Annotated in this window: 22 protein-coding genes; 16 read left to right on the top strand and 6 right to left on the bottom strand. The window is 44.2% G+C overall.

Annotation, left to right across the window (positions count from 1 at the left end):
- Position 1 precedes the first annotated feature (1 nt).
- The 4 genes from ACAN56_RS25420 to ACAN56_RS25405 all read left to right on the top strand — a co-directional run bounded on the left by ACAN56_RS25420 (position 2) and on the right by ACAN56_RS25405 (position 6,139).
- The gene (locus ACAN56_RS25420) at positions 2-778 is read left to right on the top strand and encodes an IucA/IucC family C-terminal-domain containing protein (RefSeq protein WP_379146244.1); all 777 of its coding nucleotides are present in this window, start codon (positions 2-4) and stop codon (positions 776-778) included.
- A gap of 30 nt (positions 779-808) precedes the next feature.
- The gene (locus ACAN56_RS25415) at positions 809-2,530 is read left to right on the top strand and encodes a helix-turn-helix domain-containing protein (RefSeq protein WP_379146242.1); all 1,722 of its coding nucleotides are present in this window, start codon (positions 809-811) and stop codon (positions 2,528-2,530) included.
- A gap of 154 nt (positions 2,531-2,684) precedes the next feature.
- A complete protein-coding gene (locus tag ACAN56_RS25410; protein ID WP_379146239.1) occupies positions 2,685-4,418 on the top strand; it encodes an ABC transporter ATP-binding protein in 1,734 nt (577 codons plus the stop codon).
- A complete protein-coding gene (locus tag ACAN56_RS25405; RefSeq protein WP_379146237.1) occupies positions 4,415-6,139 on the top strand; it encodes an ABC transporter ATP-binding protein in 1,725 nt (574 codons plus the stop codon). Before ACAN56_RS25410 ends, ACAN56_RS25405 begins: the two co-directional genes overlap by 4 nt.
- 61 nt (positions 6,140-6,200) lie before the next feature.
- On the opposite strand, the gene ACAN56_RS25400 is transcribed toward ACAN56_RS25405, so the two are convergent.
- The 4 genes from ACAN56_RS25400 to ACAN56_RS25385 form a co-directional block, all read right to left on the bottom strand.
- Entirely contained in the window at positions 6,201-6,755 is a 555-nt protein-coding gene (locus ACAN56_RS25400; RefSeq protein ID WP_379146235.1) for a dihydrofolate reductase family protein, read from the bottom strand.
- Between the two features lie 117 nt (positions 6,756-6,872).
- Positions 6,873-7,700: a MerR family transcriptional regulator gene (locus tag ACAN56_RS25395; RefSeq protein WP_379146233.1), complete on the bottom strand. Its 828-nt coding sequence runs from the start codon at positions 7,698-7,700 to the stop codon at positions 6,873-6,875.
- 21 nt (positions 7,701-7,721) lie between these two features.
- The gene (locus ACAN56_RS25390; protein ID WP_379146231.1) at positions 7,722-8,465 is read right to left on the bottom strand and encodes an ABC transporter permease; all 744 of its coding nucleotides are present in this window, start codon (positions 8,463-8,465) and stop codon (positions 7,722-7,724) included.
- A 31-nt stretch (positions 8,466-8,496) separates the two neighbouring features.
- Positions 8,497-9,438, bottom strand: a complete 942-nt coding sequence (locus ACAN56_RS25385; RefSeq protein WP_379146229.1) for an ABC transporter ATP-binding protein — start codon at positions 9,436-9,438, stop codon at positions 8,497-8,499.
- A 201-nt stretch (positions 9,439-9,639) separates the two neighbouring features.
- Here ACAN56_RS25385 and ACAN56_RS25380 point away from each other — a divergent pair, with 201 nt between their 5' ends.
- The 9 genes from ACAN56_RS25380 (at position 9,640) to ACAN56_RS25340 (ending at position 18,498) form a co-directional block, all read left to right on the top strand.
- Positions 9,640-10,449 carry a hypothetical protein gene (locus tag ACAN56_RS25380; RefSeq protein WP_379146227.1) on the top strand — a complete coding sequence of 270 codons (810 nt, stop codon included), beginning with the start codon at positions 9,640-9,642 and terminating at the stop codon, positions 10,447-10,449.
- A gap of 117 nt (positions 10,450-10,566) precedes the next feature.
- A complete protein-coding gene (locus ACAN56_RS25375; RefSeq protein ID WP_379146224.1) occupies positions 10,567-11,535 on the top strand; it encodes a helix-turn-helix transcriptional regulator in 969 nt (322 codons plus the stop codon).
- 131 nt (positions 11,536-11,666) lie between these two features.
- Positions 11,667-11,885, top strand: a complete 219-nt coding sequence (locus tag ACAN56_RS25370) for a hypothetical protein (protein WP_379146222.1) — start codon at positions 11,667-11,669, stop codon at positions 11,883-11,885.
- Between the two features lie 41 nt (positions 11,886-11,926).
- The gene (locus ACAN56_RS25365) at positions 11,927-12,136 is read left to right on the top strand and encodes a hypothetical protein (RefSeq protein ID WP_379146220.1); all 210 of its coding nucleotides are present in this window, start codon (positions 11,927-11,929) and stop codon (positions 12,134-12,136) included.
- Between the two features lie 11 nt (positions 12,137-12,147).
- Positions 12,148-12,303, top strand: coding sequence for a hypothetical protein (locus ACAN56_RS25360; protein WP_379146218.1), 156 nt, complete (start codon positions 12,148-12,150; stop codon positions 12,301-12,303).
- 316 nt (positions 12,304-12,619) lie between these two features.
- Positions 12,620-14,629 (top strand): serine hydrolase domain-containing protein, encoded by a 2,010-nt coding sequence (locus ACAN56_RS25355; protein ID WP_379146215.1) that lies wholly within the window; start codon positions 12,620-12,622, stop codon positions 14,627-14,629.
- A gap of 373 nt (positions 14,630-15,002) precedes the next feature.
- The gene (locus ACAN56_RS25350) at positions 15,003-15,884 is read left to right on the top strand and encodes an aminoglycoside 6-adenylyltransferase (RefSeq protein ID WP_379146213.1); all 882 of its coding nucleotides are present in this window, start codon (positions 15,003-15,005) and stop codon (positions 15,882-15,884) included.
- A gap of 556 nt (positions 15,885-16,440) precedes the next feature.
- Complete coding sequence (locus tag ACAN56_RS25345; protein ID WP_038585865.1) at positions 16,441-17,175, top strand: hypothetical protein; 735 nt, start codon at positions 16,441-16,443, stop codon at positions 17,173-17,175.
- Positions 17,176-17,331: 156 nt separating this feature from the next.
- Positions 17,332-18,498, top strand: coding sequence for a DUF4317 domain-containing protein (locus ACAN56_RS25340; protein WP_038585868.1), 1,167 nt, complete (start codon positions 17,332-17,334; stop codon positions 18,496-18,498).
- A gap of 98 nt (positions 18,499-18,596) precedes the next feature.
- Here ACAN56_RS25340 and ACAN56_RS25335 read toward each other — a convergent pair whose 3' ends face one another.
- On the bottom strand, positions 18,597-19,130 hold the full coding sequence (locus tag ACAN56_RS25335; RefSeq protein ID WP_038585871.1) for an NAD(P)H-dependent oxidoreductase: 534 nt from the start codon (positions 19,128-19,130) through the stop codon (positions 18,597-18,599).
- A gap of 190 nt (positions 19,131-19,320) precedes the next feature.
- On the opposite strand from ACAN56_RS25335, the gene ACAN56_RS25330 reads away from it, so the two are divergent.
- Entirely contained in the window at positions 19,321-19,686 is a 366-nt protein-coding gene (locus ACAN56_RS25330; protein ID WP_038585874.1) for a winged helix-turn-helix transcriptional regulator, read from the top strand.
- A 36-nt stretch (positions 19,687-19,722) separates the two neighbouring features.
- Here ACAN56_RS25330 and ACAN56_RS25325 read toward each other — a convergent pair whose 3' ends face one another.
- Complete coding sequence (locus tag ACAN56_RS25325; protein ID WP_038585877.1) at positions 19,723-20,664, bottom strand: AraC family transcriptional regulator; 942 nt, start codon at positions 20,662-20,664, stop codon at positions 19,723-19,725.
- A gap of 442 nt (positions 20,665-21,106) precedes the next feature.
- Here ACAN56_RS25325 and ACAN56_RS25320 point away from each other — a divergent pair, with 442 nt between their 5' ends.
- Together ACAN56_RS25320 and gnpA are read left to right on the top strand one after the other, a co-directional pair.
- A complete protein-coding gene (locus tag ACAN56_RS25320) occupies positions 21,107-22,126 on the top strand; it encodes a glycoside hydrolase family 88/105 protein (RefSeq protein WP_379146209.1) in 1,020 nt (339 codons plus the stop codon).
- Positions 22,127-22,138: 12 nt separating this feature from the next.
- The gene (gene gnpA, locus ACAN56_RS25315; RefSeq protein WP_379146207.1) at positions 22,139-24,301 is read left to right on the top strand and encodes a 1,3-beta-galactosyl-N-acetylhexosamine phosphorylase; all 2,163 of its coding nucleotides are present in this window, start codon (positions 22,139-22,141) and stop codon (positions 24,299-24,301) included.
- Positions 24,302-24,331: the final 30 nt, after the last annotated feature.

Here is a 24,331-nt window from a genome sequence, read left to right as displayed (position 1 = left end):
AATGGACAACTATCTGTCGTCTGTCTCCTGGAAGCAAATGGCGGAAGAATACCGGCTGTGGCTAGGTGAGCCGCCTAAAGGCAGCGTCCGTACTATTGCTCTGAGCCAGTTGTATGAAGAAGCTGCATGCCGCGAATATGTAAGCTGGCTTAAGGATTATATCGGCGCGCCGGATATGCAGGTTGCCGCTTCTATGCTGGCCAAGCGGATCGGCTATCTGTGGATCGCGCCGCTTCTGACCGCTATGACCTTTCATAATCGGGAAGTCTCCTTCCCGCTGGACAACAGCTTCCTTTATCATCCGGCTTCCCCGGCTTTTAAAGTGGATACACATTTTCCTTTCCTGACGCTGAACGGACTTCGGGCAGCATCGCCACCGGAAGACAGGGAAGTGTGGCGGGAAGAGGTCGTAGAGGAGATTTTTGCGGTAAGACTTGCGCCACTGCTGCAGACGCTTGCCGCCATTGGCCCCGTCTCTACAGCGGTACTTTGGGAGAATATTATGGTGCGTATTGCTCCGCTGTATTCTCCTGGAGCAGACGAATCCAGACAAGAAAGGCAGCGGATGCATGCAGATTTTACGTTCCTGACCCGGATGGCCCCCGGGCAACTGTTTGGTGAAAGGCGGAATCCGTTTACCCGTTTTACAGAGAATAATGACCTGGTTCAGGTTGCGAAGAACAAGCGCATCACCTGCTGCTTTTATTACCGGATGTCAGGAGAATATTGCGTAAAGTGTCCGAAAATTGACAATGAGAATGAATCTCAATTAAAATGACAATAGAAACATTGTCAGGAGATGAGAGGAATGCCGCTGCAAGAGCAGGCAAGTTTATGGAGTGATACGACAATCAAGACGCTTGACGTGCGCAGCGGTACTTTGCCGCCCGGCGGTGTTATGAGCGAAACGGGATTGACAGCCAATCTGTTGCTGCTGGCAGGCGGCGGAGAAGGGGGGCTTGTGATGAATGGTGAGGTTTGCCATATCCGGGCCTCTTTTGCTTGTCACGCTGTCAAGGGATCAGCTTTTACTTTGACTGCCGGATCAGAAAACATTCATTATACCGTTATTATCTACAAGGCAATTCCTATGACGGGAGCCGCCCATGTTCTGTTCCCGCAGCGTAATCACCCGCTGCGCACTTCGTTTGTTCACTATCCTGTGCTCCCGGCGGAGCTGCATCAGGCGGCGGACAAGATTGTAGCCAAATGGAGCCGGGGAGAGGGGCTGGAACGTTTCCATGCCAATGCACTGCTGCAAGGAGTGCTGTATGAGCTTATTATGGAGCATGAACGCGGCCGGGGCGGTGCAGAGCCGGACATGGTGGATGTTGTAGCTGCCTATATAGCGGGGCATTATCGTCAGGAGCTGAAGCTTAAAGAGCTGGCTGCGCTTGCCGGATGCGGCGCGAGACAGCTGCAGCGGCGGTTCAAACAGGAGAAGCTGCTCGGACCGATGGAATATGTGATCCAGCTGCGGATGGAGAATGCAGAGCGGATGCTGCGTCATACGGACGCTCCCATCGGCGAAATCGCTGAAAGAACAGGCTACCACGACATGTATTACTTCAGCAGAGCGTTCAAGAAATATTATGGAGTTCCCCCACAGCTCTACAGGCGCACTGCCGCTTCCGGGACCGGTGCGCTCTCCGCTTGTTCCGGGCTGCCGGACCGCTTGGCCTGCTCGTACGAGTCGCTGCAGGGACCGGTGATATGCCATATGCGAGGCGAATATTTCGTTACCGCTTCTCCGCGGCGGATCGCCGTACTCGACATTCAATATGCTGACCATTTGCTTGCGCTTGAGATGTTACCGGCAGGAAGTGTAGGACTAGGCAGTGCGGCGTTAAATTTCCCCCCATATATCAGGGACAGGCTTAAGGCAACGGAAATGCTCGGAACCTATGAGTACCCGGACCTGCAGGCTGTGGAACGGCTGCAGCCGGATTTGATTATCTGTACCGAGGTGCATGCTCAGCACTATGAACGCTTAAGCCGGGTTGCTCCAACTATAATGTTTAAGCGTAATGAGAGCTGGCAGAGAATTCTGAGCCTGTTCGGCGAACTGACGGGCAAGCGTGCGGAGGCGGAACGTATTATTACGGATTACATTCGCCGGACGGCATTACTGTCAGAAGAACTTGCCCCGGTACTGGTGGGGAAAAGCGTGGCTCTGATCCGCCCGCGTGAGTCAGTGGTTCGGGTACATACTGCCTCTCATCGGACAGGCGCCGTGCTGTACCGGGACCTTGGTCTGCCTGCTCCGCTATTTGTCGCAGACACCTCCGACACGGCTTATCATATTTCAGTCGACAGACTACCGGCTGTGCATGCTAACCACTACTTTTTACTTAGCAACGAGATGATGCAGGAGGGAATATCTGTGACAGAGCAAAGCGTCTGGGGCATGCTGGATGCAGACAGGCGGCAGCATATATATCCGGTGGATGCCGCTACATGGATCGGCTGCTACGGACCGACAGGCATCAATTGCATTGTGGATCAGGTGGCCCGCGCCTTGCTGGCCTGAGCGGCAGCCAAGGAACCTCAGCTTAGTGCGGAGCCACTGAATAAATTTGTTATTAATTCACAAGCACCTGTCATTGGCAGGTGTTTTTGAGCTTCTCACATACGAACATTTGTGCTATGATACCATTTGTGAATATATGGAAAGCGGTGAGTTTATGACAAAAAGGCAATGGGTCACTAAATTTATGCTGATGCACAAATGGGTACTTGTATGCGGATTCATAATCACTACATTAATGACGATGATCAATCTTATTTATCCGTTCCTAAACGGGAAAATCATCAATATCGCTTTTTATGATAAAGACATGAGCGCCTTTTTGAATTTGTGCTTAATCTATGCCGGCATACTCATTTTCAATCAGTTTGTCGTTGCGACGTTAAACAATCTCATTTCGTCGCAATTGATGACGGGTTTTGTCTTTGATATACGGCGGGCTCTCTTCAAAAAGATATTACATAAAAAAGGGAAAGACCTCTCCGGGATGTACAGCGGAGATATGATCAGCCGAATGAACCACGACGCCGCGGATATTATGAATCTCATTTTCTGGAGCGGACTTTGGGGATACTCCAACTTTCTGCATATCCTATTCGCTGTCTGCTTCATGTTTTACTACAATATATTTCTGGGGGCTTTTACGGTCGTGCTGGTTCCCGTCGTGTTTTTTACCTCAAAATATTTCAAGGCAAGAGCGCAGAAGGTCAACAAAGACATTGCAGCGGAACAGGGTAAACTATCCTCTTACTTATTTGAGATTGTGAAAAATTTGCGGGAGATAAAAATCCTTAACGCAAGTAAAAAAGTAAGGAGCGTTTATTTAAGAAAAACGACATCCATCAATAAAATGAACGTGGAAAACGGAAGAATCGAAGTGACGACAGAAAGGCTTAATTCGTTCATCACACTTATCGCACAGCTGTTGATATTTGTGATCTGCGCCTATTTCATCGTTAAAGGCCAAATGCAGCTCGGCGTTTTTGTAGCCGCCATAAGCTATTTCAATATTGCCGTGAACTACTTCAGCTCCATAAACAGCAAAATTGTCGATGTCTGGGGACAGACAGTCTCCTTACAACGTGTCGTGGATATATTGAATGAAGAGGAAGAAGATTATAAAGAAAACCATCCACCAAAACAAATAAAGGAGGGTAAGATTGAATTTAACAATGTCACCTTTGGATACACCGAAGATAGACCTGTTCTGAACGGATTCAATCTCCGCGTGGATGCGGGAAGCACGATTGGCATTGTCGGAAAAAGCGGCGCAGGTAAAACAACGATGGGGAACCTGCTCTACAATCTATATAACGTTGACAGCGGCGAGCTTCTGATCGACGGAATGAATGTCAATGAGTATAACCTGCATAGCTTGCGGAGCCAGGTGGGGATTGTCCATCAGGAGACCATCCTTTACGATAATACCCTGCGTTACAATCTTTCATTTACCAACAACAAGGATAATGATGACGCATTAATGGAAGCTATTAAGAAAGCTGCCCTTTATGATGTTGTCCTGACATTCCCTGACGGACTGGACACGCTGCTTGGGACTGAAGGGCAAGAATTATCCGGCGGGCAGAAGCAGCGTCTGGCTATCGCAAGGATACTAGTCAAGAATCCTAAGATTCTGGTCTTTGACGAAGCCACAGCATTCCTCGACAGCCGGAACGAAGCGCTTATCCGGAACGTGATGAGTGAGATGTCACAGGATCGGACGCTCATTATCATTGCCCACCGTTTTTCCACCATTAAAAGCTGTGATAAAATCGCGGTTTTAGCCGATGGCGTTGTCAAAGGCTTTGATACTCATGACGTACTGATTAGAAACAATAAAACGTATATAGACTTATTCAGCGAACAGTGTTTAGGAGGTGAGGCTGTATGAAACGATTGGACACATTTAAGGCATTAACCCGGGATATAGACGGTATTAACAAGCCGTTGATTGCGCTGGGATTTTTCAAGCTGTGGAACTTAATATTCGGGCTTATCCCTCTGTTCTTGTATTCGTTTTTGGTTAATCGTGTTTTAGTAGATAAGAATATGAACGAGCTGTGGCCGGTCATCAGCGGTTATCTGGCTGTTTTCCTGTTCGCGACAATCGGAATTGCGGTCAGTAAGCGGTTTTCCAACCGGTTAATACTAAAATATGACCTGAGAATAAAGAATAAATTGCTGAAGAAGTATATCAGCCTTGATAATGATGTATATAGCAAATATAGCATTGGCGACGTTAGAAGCCGGATTGAAAACGATTCTACTGCTGCCGGGAACTTTTTTACGACCCATATATTGGATTTTATCTATGCTGTCGTTTACGCTGCTGCGCTGGCGGTTATTTTGTTATGCTACGACTGGCGAATCGCGCTCCTCAGTTTTGTTTTTGTTCCGGTCTCTTTATTTACGGTTAATTTTTTGGGAGGTAAAACGAAGACAACCGGAGAGGAACTATGGAAACTGCAAATTAAATATGAATCCTTCCTACACTCGAATTTTCAGAACTGGAAGGATGTTAAGACCAACAACCTTGAAGACGCACAATTGGATGAATTAAACGGACACTACAAGAAAATAAGACATATTTGGTTCCTCAACCAGCTCTATTTGCATCTGGGAATTACCTATTCATTCTTCACGAAAAACTTCATTACCCAGCTGTTTATCTACTTTATTGGCGGATTATTTGTAATTAAGGGCTACTCGCAAGTCGGTGTACTGCTCGTTTTTATCAGCTTTTACGGGCAGTTCTTCGGGTACATAGAGAGCATTAGTAATTCCATGATGAATTATAAGAATGATTCAGTGAATATCGGAAAAGTGATCGAGATATTAAATTTAGAAGCAGGCAAGAGACCCTATAAGAAAATTGACGGGACAGATCTAAACGTTGAAAATCTGAGATTCACCTATGAGGGGAACGAAGCATTTGCTCTTGACGGTATTTCGTTCTCCGTGAGTAAGGGCGAACATCTGGCCATCGTTGGAGAAAGCGGCAGCGGCAAGTCTACAATCGCTAAACTGTTGACCGGGCAGATTAACCCGCAAGGGGGTACTGTACAGATTGGCGGCATTGATATCTATACGGTGAACAGCGAAAGTGTGTCAGAAAAAGTTAGTATAGTTGTGCAGGAACCCGTTCTTTTCAATATGACGATCAGAGAAAACTTATTGCTGGCAAAAGCCGGCGCAACCGATGCGGAATTGATAGAGTGCTGCCGCAGAGCGAGTATTTATGACTTCATTGAAACCTTGCAGAATAAATTGGATACGATAATCGGAGAAAAGGGTGTACAACTTTCAGGAGGCCAGAGACAGCGCTTATCGATTGCCCGTGCTTTTTTACAGGACAGGGACATCATCATTTTTGACGAAAGTACCAGCGCTCTTGACAACGAAAATGAGAATGACATCATTACAGAACTAAAGAGCCTTTCATCGGGGAAAACCATGATTTCCATTGCTCATCGTTTATCTACTATTCTGGACTGCGACAAGGTAATGGTTCTAAAAGATGGCAGGGTGGTAGCTTTCGATACCCATCAAAACCTATATAACAGAAACGAAACCTATGATTTTCTTTTCCAAAGTCAGTATATGGCAGGTTGATTTAAGGAAAACAGAAGCTTAAGGAATGGAGCGGGCGTATGCCCGCTTCATTTTTTTTGGTTTAGTTCTCATTCAAATGATAGATTAGTTGCACAACACCAGAGGAGAACTTTCTTGTATTAACCATTGTCAAATTCAACCTCTGTTTAATATCAATAAACAACGGTTTTCCTTCTCCCAGAATGACTGGGTGAACAGATAATCTAAATTCATCAACAAGCCCTAAATTGATAAAAGTTGTAATAAGACTTGCTCCACCATATAGCCAGATGTCTTTGCCAGGCGTGTTTTTTAATGTATTTACTTCTTCAAGAATATTATCATTTATGAATATTGCTTTATTGTCAGTCCCTTTTTGTGTCCTGGAAAACACGTACTTTTCTTTACTGTGAATTAATGCCCAAGTTTCTTTTTCAGTATCATCTTGTTCAATTCCTGGAGTATATTGTCCCCATAAATCATAGCTTGTTCTTCCATACAAAATAGTGTCAATCTGATTTAAGAAATGAATAAACTCCATCTCAGAATCCATAATGCACCAATCAAGCTCCCCGTTTGTCCCTTCAATAAAACCATCTAAAGTAACTGCTAAATCTAAAATTATTTTCCGGTTCATGATTTGTTACTCCTTTCGTTGATCTACTACCTATTATAGATCTTAAATATGACACCTTATGTCATATTAAAAAAGAAAGGGTACATTCATCGAGAGTGTCAAATATTCTTTATTATCCTATGATGTTTGTTTTTTCTTTATAGGAAAACAAATTTCCGTTAATAAGTTGGCAGCTTCGTTGGCCTCTTCAGGGGAGATATGATAAATATTAAAAGGGGAGCCGTTCAGTTCATAATCATTATCTAATATCCATCGAGCGATTGTTTCATTCACTTCACTAAGTTTGTTATAATTTCCTTCATAGATAAATGAAGCCACGGTTTGTTCTTTTTCTATTTTAATATTTGCTTCTTGCAGATTTTCATAATCCCCTGAAATGCATTTTTGGACTTCAATATCAATCCTTTGATTTAGAACATCCTCTTCGTAAAAAACTGTTATATTAAAATGCGGATAGCTTAGTCGCACATTCTGGCCATGAACGATCCTGGATAGTCTTTTCCATAACAGAGTTTCATCCTGATACTGCTTGATTTGTGCGCGTAAATAAATGACCCGTCGTTGTGGTATTTTCTTTGCCGTTACCGTATATTTTGATGACTCTTTCTGAGCGTTTAGGTGCTTAATCATGGAGTTTATCAACAATATTTTATCTTGCTTCCCATTTATTTCCTCCTGCAATTGTGCCGCTTGCATATTCAAAAACTTCATCAGATGAATATCCTCATCATATTCATATAAAATCTTTTTTATTAGATGCAGACTGAGTCCCATGGTTTTCAACATGTTTATTTTGTTAGCTACTGCTAGCTGGTGTTCATAATAATACCGATAGCCAGTACTTTCATCAATAAAGCCCGGAGGAAGTAAGTCAATGTCAGCATAATGCCTAAGCATCTTAGTACTTAACTGCGAAAGAATGGAAAAGTCACTAATTCTAAGCATCGAAATCCTCCCTAGCATTGTCTAATTTCTGGTTTTCAATAAATGTAAAGCGAGCAGAAATGCCGAAACGCCCAAGATCAGAAATAACAAGATAGTACCTAATATCGAGTTCCAGTCAATAGAGTTTTGTAAAATCAGATCCCTTATACCATTTATAACATATGTGAAAGGATTTACCGATACTGGGATTTTGAAAGCGGCCGGGATATATTCATAAGACATCAATGAAGTACTCACAAAAAAGATGGGAAGTATGAATGTATTAACAATGGCTAAAAAGGAATTTTCCGTTTTGAAAATCATACTAAGAGCATAGGAGAGGCTTGCTACAAAAAAAACGCACAAGAAAATTAAACAAATAATGAGTAGGCACCCAAGTATTCCAGTTGCTATTTTGACTGACAGGAAAAAAGAAAAAATAAGGAGTATAAAAACTTCAACAAAAGTTAAAATAGCTGCATCAAAAATATGTCCTAATACAATAGAGCTTCTTTTTACAGGAGAGATGAATATCCGATAAAAAATCCCTTCTGATTTCCAGGAGTAATTTGAAATTCCGCTCATACCGGATGATGTAAGTGTCACGAGAATCAGAATTCCAGGAAGCGTATAAGCCGTATAATTATCTCCAACATACGTTTCCGATTGGAACATCGTTGTAAATAATAGCAGCCAAATTAACGGCTGTATGAGTGTCATAATTATAGTTTCCATATTTTTGAATCGCCATTTTACATTTCTTAAGACAATGCTGAAGGTTCTCATTTTACTTCCTCCCGTATAATTATTTAAAAGCTCATCTTATGGACTTACTAGTGAATTTCAGGAAAATATCGGATAATGAAGGATTTTGAATTTCTATGGCACAAAATCCAATATTATTCTTGGTTAATAATAAATTTGTTTTAGCAAAGCCTTCAGAGCTGTCATCTACAGAAATATATAATGTCTTTTCCTCGACTCTTATATGTTTGAAAAAATTCTGAGCATTCAAACGTTCTACAATAGCAGCAATGTTATCAACGGTATTAAGCTCAACTCTAATAACAGGCTCGCTGAAATATTGTCTAAGTTCTTCCATGCTACCTTGAATTAGAGGTTGCCCGTCTTTCATGATGCAAATTGTGTTGCTTAATAATTGAGCTTCTTCCAAATAATGAGTTGTCAAAAATATAGTCGTGTTAAACTTTTCTTGAATTGTCTTAATCATTTGCCACAAAATCTGTCTTGATTCTATATCCAAGCCAACGGTCGGCTCATCTAAAAATAAAACTTTTGGATGGGAGATCATACTCATTGCAATATCGAGCCGTCTTGCCACCCCTCCTGAATATTCGGATACATTGTAATCACAATATTCGGTTAGGTGGAAGGCTTGTATTAGTTCTTCACTGCGAGCATGTATGGCGGTAGAATCCAGACTGAACAGTCTGCCTTGAAATTCCAAATTCTCCTTAAGTGACATGTGTTTGTCTATGGATGTATGTTGAGCGACACAGGAGATGCAGTTTCGGATGCTTTGGCTTTCTTTCTTTAAATTATGTCCCATAATTGTAACTTCACCGGAAGTTGGTAAGATGAAAGTGGTAAGGATGTTAATCAATGTAGATTTTCCCGCCCCGTTTTGGCCAAGCAGAGAAAATATTTCTCCTTGTGAAACAGTTAAGCTGAAATTGCTTAAAGCCTTTTTTCCATTTTTAAAAATCTTACTCAGTTCCTTCACTATAATAGATTCCAATTATTCCACTCCCTTACTGGTTATGTAAAGTGATCATAAACTATCCTATAATAGGAAAGTCAAGGGTCCATTTTCTTTAGTGTATGTTTGGGGGATTTATGTTTTTTCGGGGTTTTTAATGTTGTTAAGCTCACAGACAAGCTGCGGCTTATTCCGATATGATGGTGGCCGAGGAACAACATAGGGTTCGGGAGGGCTAGTATGAAGGGCAAATCGCTTCGAGGCATATGGATCATGTTTGTCGTATTTGTCGTTATTTTTATTTTGAATATGAGTGTGGTATGGGATATTAATGCAACACAGCGGATGTGGCTTGTAATGGATGTGTGGTCGCTGGTCCTTTCGATTATTCTGCTTTTCCGGCATCGGTTGCCGTCGGCCAAGCAAATTTGTATCTCGTTGATTTTGGGTGGACTGGTGTCCTTATCCTATCTTCAAGGAAGTGCCTACTCCATAATCAGCAGCTTTCTGATTACCGTGATGGCTGCACTTGCTGTATTCAGTACATTTGCAGTATATCGGGAGAGTCCGGTTCAATTTTTGAGACGGAATGGAAAGGGCGGGGTGACGGGCAGTATTATATGGGGGCTGCTCTTCGGGCTGGCTTTGGGTGCTGTAAATGTGGGGCTGATGCTCTCCAATAACGAGCTCAATGTTCAGGTTTCGCTTTCACGCTTTCTCGTATCGCTAAATCCGGCAGTTCTTGAAGAAATCGCCATGCGAACCTTGTTTTTTGCCTTTTGCTACAGCCTGCTGCAAGGAAGAATTGTTACGAAGGGGCAGCGGTTTACCTGCTGGTTTATGATGGTCATTCCGCATGTGCTGATTCATACGCCAGAGGCCTTTATGAGCAAAGGCGTGATTTCTGGTCTTGTTGTTGTCATACTGACCACGGTCATTTTCGGGCTGCCTTTTGCTTACTTGCAGTGGAAGCGGGATGTGACATCAGCGATGATTGCGCATGGCGTGGTTGATTTTATCCGGTTCTGCTTGTTCGGCTTGCCATTTTAATATTTCATCTGACACGAATGGTGGGAATGCCCTCTCTTTTCCGCAAGTAGAATCAAGCAATGCAATTTCCATTTCTCTAAAATGACTATAGAGCGGTTGAAACGAGGTGAACGACGAATGTACGAGTGGCACAAGCAAATCCAAATAATCGTTGATGAAATTGACGAGTGTATTAAAAATCGTAACTGTGAAGCAATAACGCTACGATTTCTTTCTCACAGGTTAGGTTATTCCGAATTTCATACTACGAGAAAATTTAAGGAAATATCGGGTATGCAATTTAGGGATTATCTGCGGCATAGAAAATTAGCCTTTGCACTAAAAGAGGTTCGGGATAGTGAAAAAAGCATTTTGGATATTGCTTTTGATTATGGTTTTTCATCACATGAAGCCTTTACCAGAGCTTTCAAGGGAACATATGGTGTAACTCCAAGTGAATACCGAAAAAAGCCTATGCCTGTCGCCCTTCGTACAAAAATAAACCCTTTCGACCGCTACTTTTTCGGATTTGGAGAGATTGGTATGATGAAATCTACAGATGATGTTAAAATTTATTTTGTAACCATTCCCGCACACAAATTCTTGCACATTAAAAACTATGAGAGTAATGGGTATTGGGATTTTTGGCAAAAGCAAAGCCTTATTCCGGGACAGGACTGCGAAACAATTTGCGGCTTACTCGATAGTATCAAGGGCAAATTGGATGACGATGGTGGGAGCGAATCTAACAGCGGCAGCGGTCAGATTATGGCGTACATTAACGACCCGGACGGCAGACTCTGCGATTGGGGTATACCACGTACAGAGTGTCATGGTGCACGTCTTCCTTTTGATTATAAAGGCGAAGTACCACCACAAATGCTTATGATTGATGTTCCCGAAGCCGAGTATATTGTTTTTGAACATGGGCCATTCGATTATGAGCAGGAAAATCGTAGTGTGGAGGAAAAGATGGAAAAGGCAATGGCAACTTTTGATTTTGCAGGCACTGGTCACTGCTTTGATACTTCTCCCGGTAGAATAATTTACTTTTATTTTAATCCGGAACGGTTTTTTAAGTATATTAGGCCAGTACGGAAGTCATAATCAATAAAAAGCACCTGTCCAAATGCGGTAGGTGCTTTACTACATATGATAACCTCCTGACACCGCTCCTTCACAGATAATGACTTCCAGCCAGTTAAAACGGATTAAGCGGTAAGCAAAAGGTTGTAGCTATGTGCAAATCGCTACACTTTCAGAACTTTCCTGAAATCGGAATGATCAAATATGATGAATACAATACGCTCTCCTGGATTATCGGCGAAAAGCATTTTTCGGTTGTGATCAACGGCGAGGTGCGGTATTGCGGAGTGAATTTTCCTTATATGAACATGGATTTACACCTTGGGCAGCCCGCTCCAATCTTCATCGGCTCAAACGGTCAGGCCAGCTAAAATCCACACCGAAAATTAATGTCAAAAAAGGAGCATTGGTGATGGAAGTCAAAGCAAGCAATAACAGATTGCCTAAGATTCATCCAATGGTAACGCCACATTACGGAGGAAATTACTGGTTTAACGGCTGTGCGGGCTTCGTTATGGAATGCCTGGGCGAACCGGATTATGATTATTGGTTTTTCGCCGGGCTAACGGGAGAGATTTTACGCAGGTCCATTCACACAATCATTTCAGAGGCGACGGTGTAACGGATTACCGCTTGAGCGAAAAGGGGAACCACGGCTTTATCGAGGATGTTTTTGAAAAATGCGGATACGCCAGCAGTTTTGTGCCTCTTAAGCAGATTCTGAACAATCGGGAAATGTATGTTCAAACGCTGATGGCTTATATCGACAAGGGTATTCCTGTAGCCTAAATAGTCGTAATAAAGCCTAAAAAGTCATGCTAAGAGCCGCGCGAAATTCAGGGACTCACTCCTGTTTTTCCCCGGCTTTTTCTTGTCGTATGAAAGTTATGACGAGTTGTCACTCGGCTTTATGACAATGCTTCTGTTAGGTTGGGGATGTCCCGGATCAACCCGCAATACATGAAAAGGAGTGGTGTCATTGCCGTTATTACAGCTTGGCGAGCTCACAAAAGAATAGGCAGTTAAGGCGATTAATAATATCAACGGACCTCTTGCTGCCGATGCGACACATTCATCTAGACATTCAAAAACAGGAGGCAATCTAATGTATATTCGTACATTCGTACATCGGAAAGTTCTTTTGCCCGTATTAAGCAGTTTGCTTATAGCTTCGTTTGTCCCGCAGCCGATAGCATCTGCATCCGCCCTTAAACAACAAGCCACCGGGGCAACGGAAGCGAAGGAAGTGGAAGCTTTTGCAGACCAATTCTTCAATCAGCCGAAAATCAAGGAGCAGCTTACAGGGGCTGCTGTTGTTTTAGTAAAGAATGATCAGGTTTTGCTTGAAAAGGGCTACGGCTACGCCGATATCAGCAGCAAGAAGCCCATTGATCCGGAAAAGACCGTATTCCGTGTTGCTTCCATTTCCAAATTGTTCACCGCAACAGCTGTCATGCAGCTGGCCGAACAGGGAGCCATTGATTTACAAGCAGATCTCCAAACTTATCTGGGAGACTTGGAAATTGTCAACAAAACCAATAAAACACTCACCATGGAGCATTTGTTGACTCACACCTCCGGATTTGATTATACGGATAGTGCTGGCAGCTCAGCAAAAGAAGTCCCCAATAATCAGTTCATTAAGGAAAATGCGCCTACCATTATTCGGGAGCCCGGTGAAGCTTACCGGTACGATAACTATGCCTTTAATTTGCAGGGGTATATCGTGGAGCGGTTGTCCGGAGTTCCGTTTGCCCAATATGTTCAGAAGCATATTTTCAAGCCGCTTGGCATGGGGAACAGCAGCTTTAAGCTGACGCCCGAGCTGCGGAAGTATCTGGCTGTACCCTATACGGCCCAAAAAGATCCGATACCCGAATATCCGTCCAGGCCCGCTGAGTCACCGGATGGCGGCATGTTCTCCACCGGAAGGGACATGGCCAAATTTATGATCGCGCAGTTGAATGACGGACAGCTGGCAGGGAATCGAATTTTAAGCCGGGATTCGGTTAAGGATATGCAGCAAATCCATCATCAAATTCATCCGCAGGTCTCTGGCACAGGCTACGGCTTTGAATCCTTTTATCAAAATAGCTACAATGGCCAGCGAGTCATAGGTAAGGGCGGGGATTTGCCGGGCTATCATTCATGGATGTGGCTTATGCCGGAACAGAAAGTAGGCGGTTTCGTTATTTTTAACAGTGACGGCCCGGATTTGCGGGAGGCGTTTTTCAAAGCCTTTATGGATCATTATTATCCGGGAACACCAACAACTGCTTCCACTCCAGGCGCATCCCAAGCGGAACTAGGCCAACTGACAGGGGTTTATCAGGATCTGCGGCTTCCATTTTGGATTCTTCAGGTTTCCATTACGGATGATGGCAAGCTGAAAATCAAGGACCCCTATGGCTCGCATACACTCCGGGAAATAGCTCCCTTGTTGTTTGAAGATGAGCTCGGGAATAAGGCGGCTTTTAAAGTCAATTCCAATGGTACCCAATATGCCTTTTACAATAAGATGGATAGTTGGGCGAAAAAAGTTCCTGAACCCAACGTCTATACGGATGTGGGAAATGAGCATCCTTATACGTCATGGATTCATGAAGCCGATCAGCTCGGTGTATTGACTCCTAAAGGAGACAGCGCTTTTCATCCGGAGCAAGAAATGACCCGGGCAGAGTTTATTGCGGGGCTTATGCATTTGACAGGGATGGCCCCTTCTAAAAACACGTCGTTAACAAGCCAACTGGAAGAGAAGGACTACTTGGGCTATGTGCAGAAAGCCATTGAGCTGGGGCTTGTGCAAGGGCGCGGCCCGGAACAGAGCTTTGCTGTCACTTCGGCCATTACGCGCCAGGAGGCTGCTGTTGTGATGTGGCGAGCGGCGATGATAGCCGGAGTGAATATGACAAAATCATCCGGTATCAAGCTTGCGGGGGACACGGCGCCTTGGGCCTTGGATGCCGTGCAGTACATTGTGAATAATGGCATGTACGGGCCGGAAATTGCACGGAATTCCGCTGGAACCTTGGACTACCAGTCAAACGAACCCCTTTTAAGGCAGGAAGCTGCCGCATTGCTGAGCCTATTCTGCAATCGGCTGTCCTTGAATTGAAATTAAGGGCTATCCTTAAAAGTCTTTGATAAAGACTTGGGATAGCCCATGTTGTATTTTATAACAATTGCAACCATGTTCTTCTCACCCCCTCGTATTACATGATAAGGAGGGGGCGTCTTGCTTTAACATACGCATGGTAACGATGTCTTAAGCAGACTACAGAAGCCGGTTATAAAATTGAACTCATTAATTACATAGGGTGCGTTTTAGAAAAAAATTTACACAGAGTAAATGAGGGTGAACTTTATTGAGCAAAGAAGTTGCCTTTCACTAGGCGCTGGGGTATACCTTATCTGTGAATATGTAAGTAAAAATATCCCAGTTGTGCTACGCTACGTCTAGTATGTTTGAAGATTTGGAGGGGATGTATATGAGAACTGAAAAAGAAATATTTGATTTAATACTAGAAGTTGCTCAAATGGATGAACGAATCCGTGCGGTATACATGAACGGTTCGCGTACCAACCCTAATGCTCCCAAGGATATTTTTCAGGATTATGATATTGTTTACGTAGTAAGTGAAACTTCATCTTTTATAAAAGACGAGACATGGGTAAATGTATTTGGTGAATTGCTTATGATTCAGGAGCCTGATAAAAATAACCAGTCTATGGGTATAGATATGGATTTTACTCGGTCCTACGGATATTTAATGTTATTTACAGATGGTAATCGTATAGACCTTCACATAGAAACTAAAGAATCTATGCTTGAAGGATATGTTAGTGATAAATTGACAGTTCCTCTATTAGATAAGGATAACTGCCTGCCAAGCATTCCTGCCCCCACGGATATCGACTATCATGTTAAAGAGCCTACAGAGCAATTATATTTGGGTTGTTGTAATAATTTTTGGTGGTGCCTGCAAAATGTTGCTAAAGGAATTTGGCGTGATGAATTACCGTATGCGAAACAAATGTTTGAGCACGTTATCAGACCTCACTTGGACGAATTGATTTCATGGTGGGTGGGTACCAAAAATGATTTTCAAGTTTCTACAGGGAAAATGGAGAAGTATATAAAGAAGTATCTTCCCGAATCATATTGGGAAATGTATAAGGAAACTTATTCCGACAGTAATTATGAAAATATGTGGAACTCGATATTCGCTTCGTGTGAATTGTTTAGGGTTCTAGCCAAGGATGTCGCTGAGTATTTTGGGTATTCTTACAATGCCAAAGATGATACCAATATGACTAATTATCTTAAGCGTGTTAGGGAATTGCCTATTGATGCAAAAGGTATTTATTGAATGTCATTGAGCCCATTCAGCGGATGATCATGAATAATGGGCGTCCGTATTTCCGACAGAGAAACAATTATTCTTTCAACAAAATTCATTGAATCGCTGGATCCACATTATTACTTTATTAATTTGTCTGTGGTATAGTAAAGGCAGATAAGGCGTACAATGCAAAGAGAGCCGTGCTGGTAACACGACTCTCTGCGCAATAGCCGCTTTTAAGGGCGGAGGCTTAAAGGGTTTATCCATTGAAATAGGAACGCTACCTTTGAGCAGGGCGGCCTATTTCTTTTTGCCGCCCATATTAGCCTTCTATCGCTTCTGCTATTATACCATGTTGTTAAGTGTAAAGAACGTCTTGATTAGGCGTTCTTTTTTTTGCACAATAGATCAAATCCCGTACTCACCAAAAATACCCGCATACTTCTTTTCTAATATCGCCCAGCGCTTTTCGGCTCCGTATTTCAATTGTAGCTGCTTCAGATACTGCCCGGCGGCTTGTGTATCACCTGCTTGCACATTGGGGTAAGAATATAGTATATCTGGAGAAAGGACGCGTTGATGGATGAAGAAGAATGCCATTGTTCTATTAGTTGTCTTTCTATTTGCAGCCACTATGGTGCTGTTGTTCGGATGGTTCTTGCCTGCAGTTTTACAAATCTATCTACATAACTATTACATAAAGGGCCTTACTTTGCTGGTGATCTTTACTGGGGTGGTGCTTGGTAAACGGTTTACGTGGAGTAACCATATTGTCTATGTCATCGCCGTAGTTACAGTGGTGGGCATGATGTTTGATACTTCAGGCAACCCCATGTACAATAAGCCGCTTGAATGGATCGTGTCTCCTATCGGGGAATTGCAGGTCATGCAGGACGTAAATAATTATGCACCCGGTGAATATGCCATTTCTGATAACATAGCGATTCTGAAGCAGGATGGGGGGATCATAGAGCTCAGCACGGCATGGCTGTATCTGTACCGCTTCGTGCAGTATTTGGCTCTCTATTCGATTGTCGGGACCGTACTTGGGGCGGTTAACAGAAGATTGCCGGAACGCGATTATAAGTTAATTCAGACGGTAGACGAGACGCTGCCGGCAGACCTGGAGCAGAAAGTAGCCGCTGAACTGAAACGCAGAGAGGAAGCAGCTAGCGCAGGACGGATTCTACCCGATGAGATCCAAGCCTCTGTATGGAAATTGAAGCAGGACGGTAAGCTCATTCCGGCAATCAAATTGGTTCGCATGCATACTAATCTGTCTCTGGGCGAAGCGAAGCAATATGTTGAGAAGTTATAGGGAAGCGCTGAATCTCCCGGTAAATGCCTGTGACGATCCGTTGCGGGTATTTTGCCAGCTGTAATATATTTCACAAATTCCGTCCTTACCATTTTCATTCCTTATCATTTATACTGAATAAAGTTATTACACATCTAAGGAGCCGCCGAACCCATTATGAATAAAAAAGAAGTCGCCCACATACGCAAGCAGTTTAAGCTGGATCATGATCTGATGAACATCTACGATATTCTTAACGTGTATATTATGAAGGAAAGCAACGAGATCTATCATTGGGAGCGCCTGCCGTTTGGCCTCGTGGACAGAGAGAAGCAGGAACTGTATATGGGCAATTTCAAAAAACTGCTCACCGGTGAGTTGGACCATAAGCTGTTCGAGCTGAAGTTTCAGGAGGAAGCGGAGGACCCGACGCGGGTAATGCTTCACCAAGGCCTGGTGACAGGTGATGCTGAAGAATGGCAGGATCTGATGATGCTGCTCGTGGACAAGATGCTGGTAGATGTCAAGTATGAGAAGGATATGGTAATCACTTTTGTTCGCGGGCAGTATTACCGGCCGACTAAGGCCAGGAATGATGAAGCCGAAGAGAGCGGGAAGGACGAGATGTTCGCGCATCCGTTTATTCTGTGCAGCGTGAATTCCACGGAACAGCAGCGTAAAAACCTCATGTTCGATTATGTGGAGCGGGAATTCAAGTACAATATCATTGTCGATCCGATTATCAAGCTGAGTTCACCGGAGCAAGGGTTCTTTTATCCGAGTGTGACAGACAACTATTCTGATGTGAACCGCATTCTGTATTGTACGGGAAAATCGAATTATCCGGACCCGCAGTTCATCGAGCAGGTCCTGAATGCCGAGAGATCTGTAACAGCATTGGAAGAGAGAAGCTTCTTCGAAGATATCGTGAAGGAATTGGCGGGTGAACAGCTCGATACGACCACTCTCGCCCAGGTGTATGAGGAAATCCAGCAGGTCATCGAAGATGGTGCGGAGGAGGAGGAAGCCCCCAAGCTGGATTACAAAGATGTGGAACGCGTCCTGAAGGTAAGCGGCGTAGAGAACGTGACGGCGGAGAAGGTGGAGCGGGCGTTCGAAACGGTCGTCGACGATAAGTACTATGAAATGAAGGCAAGCAGTGTTATACCGAAATATACTTCAAAATCGATTAAGATCGAGACAAAGGTAGCCACCATTTCCGTCAGCCCGCAGGATCTAAGATATGTGAAGCAGGTGAATTATCAGGGGAAACGCTGCATCATGATCGAGGTTGACGAGGAAGTCGTAATCGAGGGATTTACGCTCAGTACGGAAACATTGTAGACTCGTTTGGCTGTGCGTTGTCCGCTTTTGTGAAATAGGGGCTATCCATAAAGTCTTAGATAAAGACTTGGGATAGCCCCTGTTGTATTTGTATTTAGTTACTTTTGGTGCTTAAAGATATAGTTGATATATTCTTTTGCACTATTATTAATTTCTTCATCGCTGGCTTGAAATGAAGCTCCGAAGACAGCAAAGTAGGGGAGTGCGACTGCACCTACATGTATTGTACTGGCTTTGAAAGGCGCGATCATTTCATCCACGGTAAAAGAAACAGAACCCTCCGGCAAATAATTTTCTTTTTTATCGCCGATGGACATGGCAAGCCCTAACCTCTTCCCTTTAAGCTTGTCACCTTTTGAACCATAAGCCCACCCGTAAGCAAAAACATCGTCAAACCATTTTTTTAATAGTGGAGGATAGCTGTACCAATACAATGGAAATTGAAAGATAATATGATTATAGGCTTCTAATAAATTTTGCTCTCCAGGAACATCTATATTCCAGTTAGGATACTCTTTGTAAATCTCATGAACTGTAATATCGCTTGGATATTGCAGCAATTCTTTTTTCCATCGCTGGTTGACCCTTGAAGCCTCAAGGTTCGGGTGTGCCAGAATCACCAGTGTTTTCATTGGGAATCTCCCTTCACAGGCCTGTATTTTTTTGAATATCATCATTATCTTGCAGGCCCCAAAAAAAGAAAATACACACAATAAAGTAAGATGGTTACTTCAAAGTACGTACTGGACTCGGAAAAAAATATATGCAACAATGAATTTTTAGACCTGTGTTATAAGATCGTCATTAACGAGGTGTTATTCAATGAAGCAATATCATCTGGGCATAGAGGCAACACTTGAAATCATCGGTGGAAAGTGGAAATCTCTGATCATCTGCTTACTGATGCCCGGTGCGAAGAGAACAAGCGAATTACAGCGCAATATTCAAGGCATTTCACAAAAGGTTCTGATCCAGCAGCTTCGGGAACTTGAGGCGGATGGACTCGTCAGAAGATATGTATACCCGCAGATGCCGCCAAAAGTCGAATATAGCCTCACGGAATATGGAGTTACAGCCAATAAGATCGTTGACGTTATGTGTACTTGGGGAAAAGAGAACATTAAAATGAGACAACGGCAAGGAGAAGATATCGTCTTGCTGGAGGATAAGTCACCGGAACCATTTTGAAGATCGGAAAGATTACTAGAACCATATACGCCCACCTCACACCCACCCCGTAAACTCCAATATCGACGCCTTCGCCGACTGTGCTTCGGACTGTGCCCCTTTACGCCATTGTTTGGGCGACTCTCCCAGGAGCCTGGAGAAGCAGCGGTTGAAGCTGGAAATAGAACGAAATCCGACCTGCTCAGAGATCGAGAGAATGGAATCATCCGTGCTTTTTAGCTGCTTGCAGGCCTCTTCGATTCGGGTGCTGCTCAGGAAATCGAGAGGTGCCGTTCCCATAATTTCATGGAATTTTCTGCGGAAATGCGTTGTGCTTAAGTGGCATGAATCCGCCAGGAAATCAATGGTGATGGGGGTCATATAGTTTTTCGTGATATACTCCAGAGCTGGCGAAATGGCGAAATAGCCCTTCATACTATGCTCAGTTTCTTGTTCAGCCAGCGGTTCATTTGTGGAATGAATTCTAAGCAATTCTATATAGAGAGACAGCAACAATCCGTAAGCGCTTTCCTGGTAGTAGGGCTTCTGCTGCTTGAGCTCCTCTACGACCGACGTGGCAAGAGAATAGACCTTGGGATATTGCTCCTTATTCAAAATACAGTTCTTTCCCTGCACTCTCCACAGGTTCGGCTCGAAGCTGCTGTAGGCACTTTTGAAGGAATGCTGAAACAGCTCCTCTGGTGAAAAAAAGAGATAAGACCACAGACTTGCGGTATCAGGCGAACTGTACGTGGTATGGGGGAGATATCTGGGGAGAAAAGTCACATCTCCGGCTTTAAAGGGGACAGCTTCTCCTTTGATCTCCATAATGCCGCTATCTGAATAGCAAATGCCAATCTCCAAATGGTTATGGAAATGGAGATGTTCGCTTTTGATATCGGAAATCCTCCAGCGGTCCCCGCTTAACAGCAGGACAGGGAAATGGATAGGCAAGCTGTAATGGCGGTACTCGATGACAGGTTTCTTTTTTCTGGGCATATTCGCTGCTCCCATTCCATTACTTGAATTTGTGTTGGTTGGAGGTGAATAATAGGTAACTTCAACTATATAGATTGAATTTAAGAATATAAACTTAGGGAAAAGTGGCGGAAGGGAATTTTGGAACTGTAGGAGCGATAGCGTCCGCCTTTAGGTTTGGATTTCTACCGCGAATCGCGGTTAAATTCAGGAAATCCAAACCTAACAGCGGCCGAAAGTCCAAACATTCTCTGGAGTCACTGCCAACCCCAAAGTAGAAAAACCACAAGTTCAATCTATATAGCTCTCTTCAACAAATGGTTGAAATTGCGCAGTTTTGCTGCGAATGTGCTTAGATGTATACCATTATACTGCTTACAATAGAGTATATAAAGCGTTTACAATAAGACGGACGGCTCTAAAGGCGCCTTTGGGGGCGTGTGCGAAGGAGAGGGGAATATAGATGCTTCAAATCAATTATGACAGGGAAGAAATATTAAGCGTTATCGACAAAGTCACCAGAAAAACACTCGCGATGGATTTAACGTGGGACTGGCCTTGCGGGGTGGCTTATTATGGGGTATCCAGTGCCTATCAGACCACAGGAAATAAAGAGTATTTGGATATGCTTGTCCAGTGGGCAGATGAATATATCGAGCTGGGCCTGCCGGACTGGACGGTAAATACCTGTGCCATGGGCCACATGCTGATCACCTTGTATGAAGAGACTGGCAACCAGAAATATTGGGATATTGTGATGAGTAAGGTGGATTATATCCGCAGTAATGCGCTGAGGTTTGGGGACAATGTGCTGCAGCATACCGTATCTGTGTCGAATGATTTTCCGGAGCAGGCCTGGGCGGATACGTTGTTTATGGCGGCATTTTTTCTGCTCCGCGTAGGAAGTAAGCTAAATGATCAGGAAATGATCCAGGATGCCCTGAATCAATATTACTGGCATATCAAATACCTGCAGGACCCTAGCAGCGGTTTCTGGTACCACGGCTACAATAACATCAAGCAGGATCACATGTCCGGATTATATTGGGGTAGAGCGAATGCTTGGGGCGCCTACACCATGTCGCAGGTCAAACCGCTTTTGAAGGACTGGTATTTGTATCCGCAGTGTATGGATGTAGAATGTTCACTCCGGGATCAGCTGGCGGCGCTCAAGCTTGTTCAGACGGCGAACGGTTTGTGGCGGACGGTGCTGGATGACGAAGAGTCCTATGAAGAAGTATCCGCCTCTTGCGGGATTGCGGCGGCTATGATCAATAACGGCAATCCGCTGCATACCAAATATGTGCAAAAGGCTCTGAAAGGTATCTTGGACAATATTAGCGAAGATGGGCGGGTACTGGGTGTATCGGGCGGAACAGCGGTGATGAAAGACCGGGAAGGGTATCGCAATATCCCCAAAGACTGGATTCAGGGCTGGGGTCAAGGCTTAGCACTCGCTTTTCTGTCCGATATGCTTAAATAGGAGGGAACCAGGTTGTCCAATCTAACCAAGGGAGCCTTTACCCTGCCGGGAGAATCCGGTTATGAGGCGCTGACCCTGAAACTCGCTGAACGGTGGGGTGCCGATGTCATCCGTGACAGTGACGGCACGCAATTGTCCGATGAGATTATAAATGCAGGATACGGTATCTACTCTACAATCTGTATCATTAGGGAACATAATGTGTGGGCGTCGCAAAATCCGGATAAGCTGCAGCAGTGTTTTTTAATTACGAATCCAAAGGTGGCTGTACAAGATTATGTATCCATCTATCTGATGGAGGATTTTTTTGCTGAACAATTCAGAGTGAATGATTCCAAAGAGGCATTTAAATATTGGCAGGTTGTAGACCGGACGACCGGGGAGGAAGTTCCGAGAGAACAGTGGAATTATGATCGGGAATCGGGAAATGTAGTCCTTACCGGAATTGCTCCTTGGCATAAATACACGGTCAGCTTCATGGCCTACCGGATCTGGGAAGAGATCTCCATGTACAATCATACGACGAATAACTGGGATAAAGAGCATTTGATGCAGATTGATCCCATCTATCCGGAAACGCAAAAGTATCTGCTGGACTGGATGGAAGACTGGTGTGTACAGCATAAGGAAACAACGGTTGTCCGGTTTACTTCGCTTTTTTATAACTTCGCCTGGATCTGGGGCAGCAGTGAGCGCAACCGCCATCTGTTCTCGGACTGGGGTTCATACGATTTCACGGTAAGTTCAAGAGCGCTTGATCTGTTCGCCAAGAGATATGGATATTCGCTGACTGCCGAGGATTTTGTGAATGGCGGCAAATATCGCGTCAGTCACATCCCGGCTGAGCAGCGCAAGCTCGACTGGATGGCCTTTATCAATGATTTTGTAATCGGATATGGCAAGCAATTAATTGACATTGTACATCGGCACGACAAACTGGCGTATGTCTTCTATGATGATAGCTGGGTTGGCGTCGAGCCTTACAATGACCGCTTTCAGGAGTTTGGCTTTGACGGGATGATTAAATGCGTGTTCTCGGGTTATGAGGCACGGCTGTGTTCAGGTGTAAAAGTGGATACGCATGAGATCCGGCTGCATCCGTATCTTTTTCCGGTTGGGCTAGGCGGACTTCCTACCTTTATGGAGGGCGGCGATCCCACGCTGGATGCCAAAAAGTACTGGATCAACATCCGGCGCGCGCTCCTCCGGGAGCCTATTGACCGGATCGGACTGGGCGGGTATTTGCATCTGGTAGAGCCTTACCCGGATTTCTGCGATTACATCGAAAAGATTGCCAACGAATTTAGACAAATTAAAGAGCTGCATCAACAAGGCAAACCTTATCAAATAAAGACGAGAGTAGCCATTCTGCACGCTTGGGGTAAATTAAGATCGTGGACATTGTCCGGCCATTTCCACGAAACGTATATGCATGATTTGATTCATATTAATGAAGCTTTATCCGGATTGCCGGTTGATGTGCAGTTCATTGATTTTGAGGATATCCGTCAGGGCGTACTGCAGGATTGTGATGTAGTGATCAATGCCGGCTCTGCCGGATCTGCCTGGAGCGGCGGGGACTACTGGAAGGACAACAAGTGTGTGGATATACTGACCAAATGGGTGTATGAGGGCGGTGCTTTTATCGGGATTAACCAGCCTTCGGCGGTCGATGGCTATGACAGCTACTTCAGAATGGCACATGTTCTCGGTCTGGATGAGGATACCGGCTCCAGGATTGCTCATGGAAAATGGACTTATGAGACTCGGGACGAGTACAGCTTGGTGCCTGAAGGGGCCAGCATAACACCCAAGAATAGCATTTATCTTACCGACGGGTCAGCTGCGGTAGTGGATGAAACAGGTGGCAGGATCACACTGTCTACTCATGCCTTCGGTAAAGGCAAGGGGATCTACCTTCCTTCGTTCGAGTTCAGCTTTGCGAATACAAGATTGCTGCTGAATTTGATCCGCTATGCGGGCAATGAGTTACATGAAACGAAGTACATTACGGATAACTTATTTATAGAGTGTGCCTACTATCCGGAAAGTAAAATGCTGGTTGTGATTAACAATAGTGATCAGCTTCAAAGCACTACGATTGATACGGAGTATGGGCAACAAACGTTGGAGTTAGCTCCGTATGACTCGATTATCTCGACTATTGGCGAATAAATAACATTCAAAAAGCTCAAGCCTGCAGCT

This window comes from Paenibacillus paludis (assembly GCF_042610515.1).
Taxonomy (GTDB): domain Bacteria; phylum Bacillota; class Bacilli; order Paenibacillales; family Paenibacillaceae; genus Paenibacillus_AQ.
This window is presented reverse-complemented; position numbering and strand designations above follow the sequence as displayed.

Coding starts and splice junctions, on each gene's coding strand:
- ACAN56_RS25420 (WP_379146244.1), top strand. CDS start 2: ATGGACAACTATCTGTCGTCTGTCTCCTGGAAGCAAATGGCGGAAGAA.
- ACAN56_RS25415 (WP_379146242.1), top strand. CDS start 809: ATGCCGCTGCAAGAGCAGGCAAGTTTATGGAGTGATACGACAATCAAG.
- ACAN56_RS25410 (WP_379146239.1), top strand. CDS start 2,685: ATGACAAAAAGGCAATGGGTCACTAAATTTATGCTGATGCACAAATGG.
- ACAN56_RS25405 (WP_379146237.1), top strand. CDS start 4,415: ATGAAACGATTGGACACATTTAAGGCATTAACCCGGGATATAGACGGT.
- ACAN56_RS25400 (WP_379146235.1), bottom strand. CDS start 6,755: ATGAACCGGAAAATAATTTTAGATTTAGCAGTTACTTTAGATGGTTTT.
- ACAN56_RS25395 (WP_379146233.1), bottom strand. CDS start 7,700: ATGCTTAGAATTAGTGACTTTTCCATTCTTTCGCAGTTAAGTACTAAG.
- ACAN56_RS25390 (WP_379146231.1), bottom strand. CDS start 8,465: ATGAGAACCTTCAGCATTGTCTTAAGAAATGTAAAATGGCGATTCAAA.
- ACAN56_RS25380 (WP_379146227.1), top strand. CDS start 9,640: ATGAAGGGCAAATCGCTTCGAGGCATATGGATCATGTTTGTCGTATTT.
- ACAN56_RS25375 (WP_379146224.1), top strand. CDS start 10,567: ATGTACGAGTGGCACAAGCAAATCCAAATAATCGTTGATGAAATTGAC.
- ACAN56_RS25370 (WP_379146222.1), top strand. CDS start 11,667: ATGTGCAAATCGCTACACTTTCAGAACTTTCCTGAAATCGGAATGATC.
- ACAN56_RS25365 (WP_379146220.1), top strand. CDS start 11,927: ATGGAAGTCAAAGCAAGCAATAACAGATTGCCTAAGATTCATCCAATG.
- ACAN56_RS25355 (WP_379146215.1), top strand. CDS start 12,620: ATGTATATTCGTACATTCGTACATCGGAAAGTTCTTTTGCCCGTATTA.
- ACAN56_RS25350 (WP_379146213.1), top strand. CDS start 15,003: ATGAGAACTGAAAAAGAAATATTTGATTTAATACTAGAAGTTGCTCAA.
- ACAN56_RS25345 (WP_038585865.1), top strand. CDS start 16,441: ATGAAGAAGAATGCCATTGTTCTATTAGTTGTCTTTCTATTTGCAGCC.
- ACAN56_RS25340 (WP_038585868.1), top strand. CDS start 17,332: ATGAATAAAAAAGAAGTCGCCCACATACGCAAGCAGTTTAAGCTGGAT.
- ACAN56_RS25335 (WP_038585871.1), bottom strand. CDS start 19,130: ATGAAAACACTGGTGATTCTGGCACACCCGAACCTTGAGGCTTCAAGG.
- ACAN56_RS25330 (WP_038585874.1), top strand. CDS start 19,321: ATGAAGCAATATCATCTGGGCATAGAGGCAACACTTGAAATCATCGGT.
- ACAN56_RS25325 (WP_038585877.1), bottom strand. CDS start 20,664: ATGCCCAGAAAAAAGAAACCTGTCATCGAGTACCGCCATTACAGCTTG.
- ACAN56_RS25320 (WP_379146209.1), top strand. CDS start 21,107: ATGCTTCAAATCAATTATGACAGGGAAGAAATATTAAGCGTTATCGAC.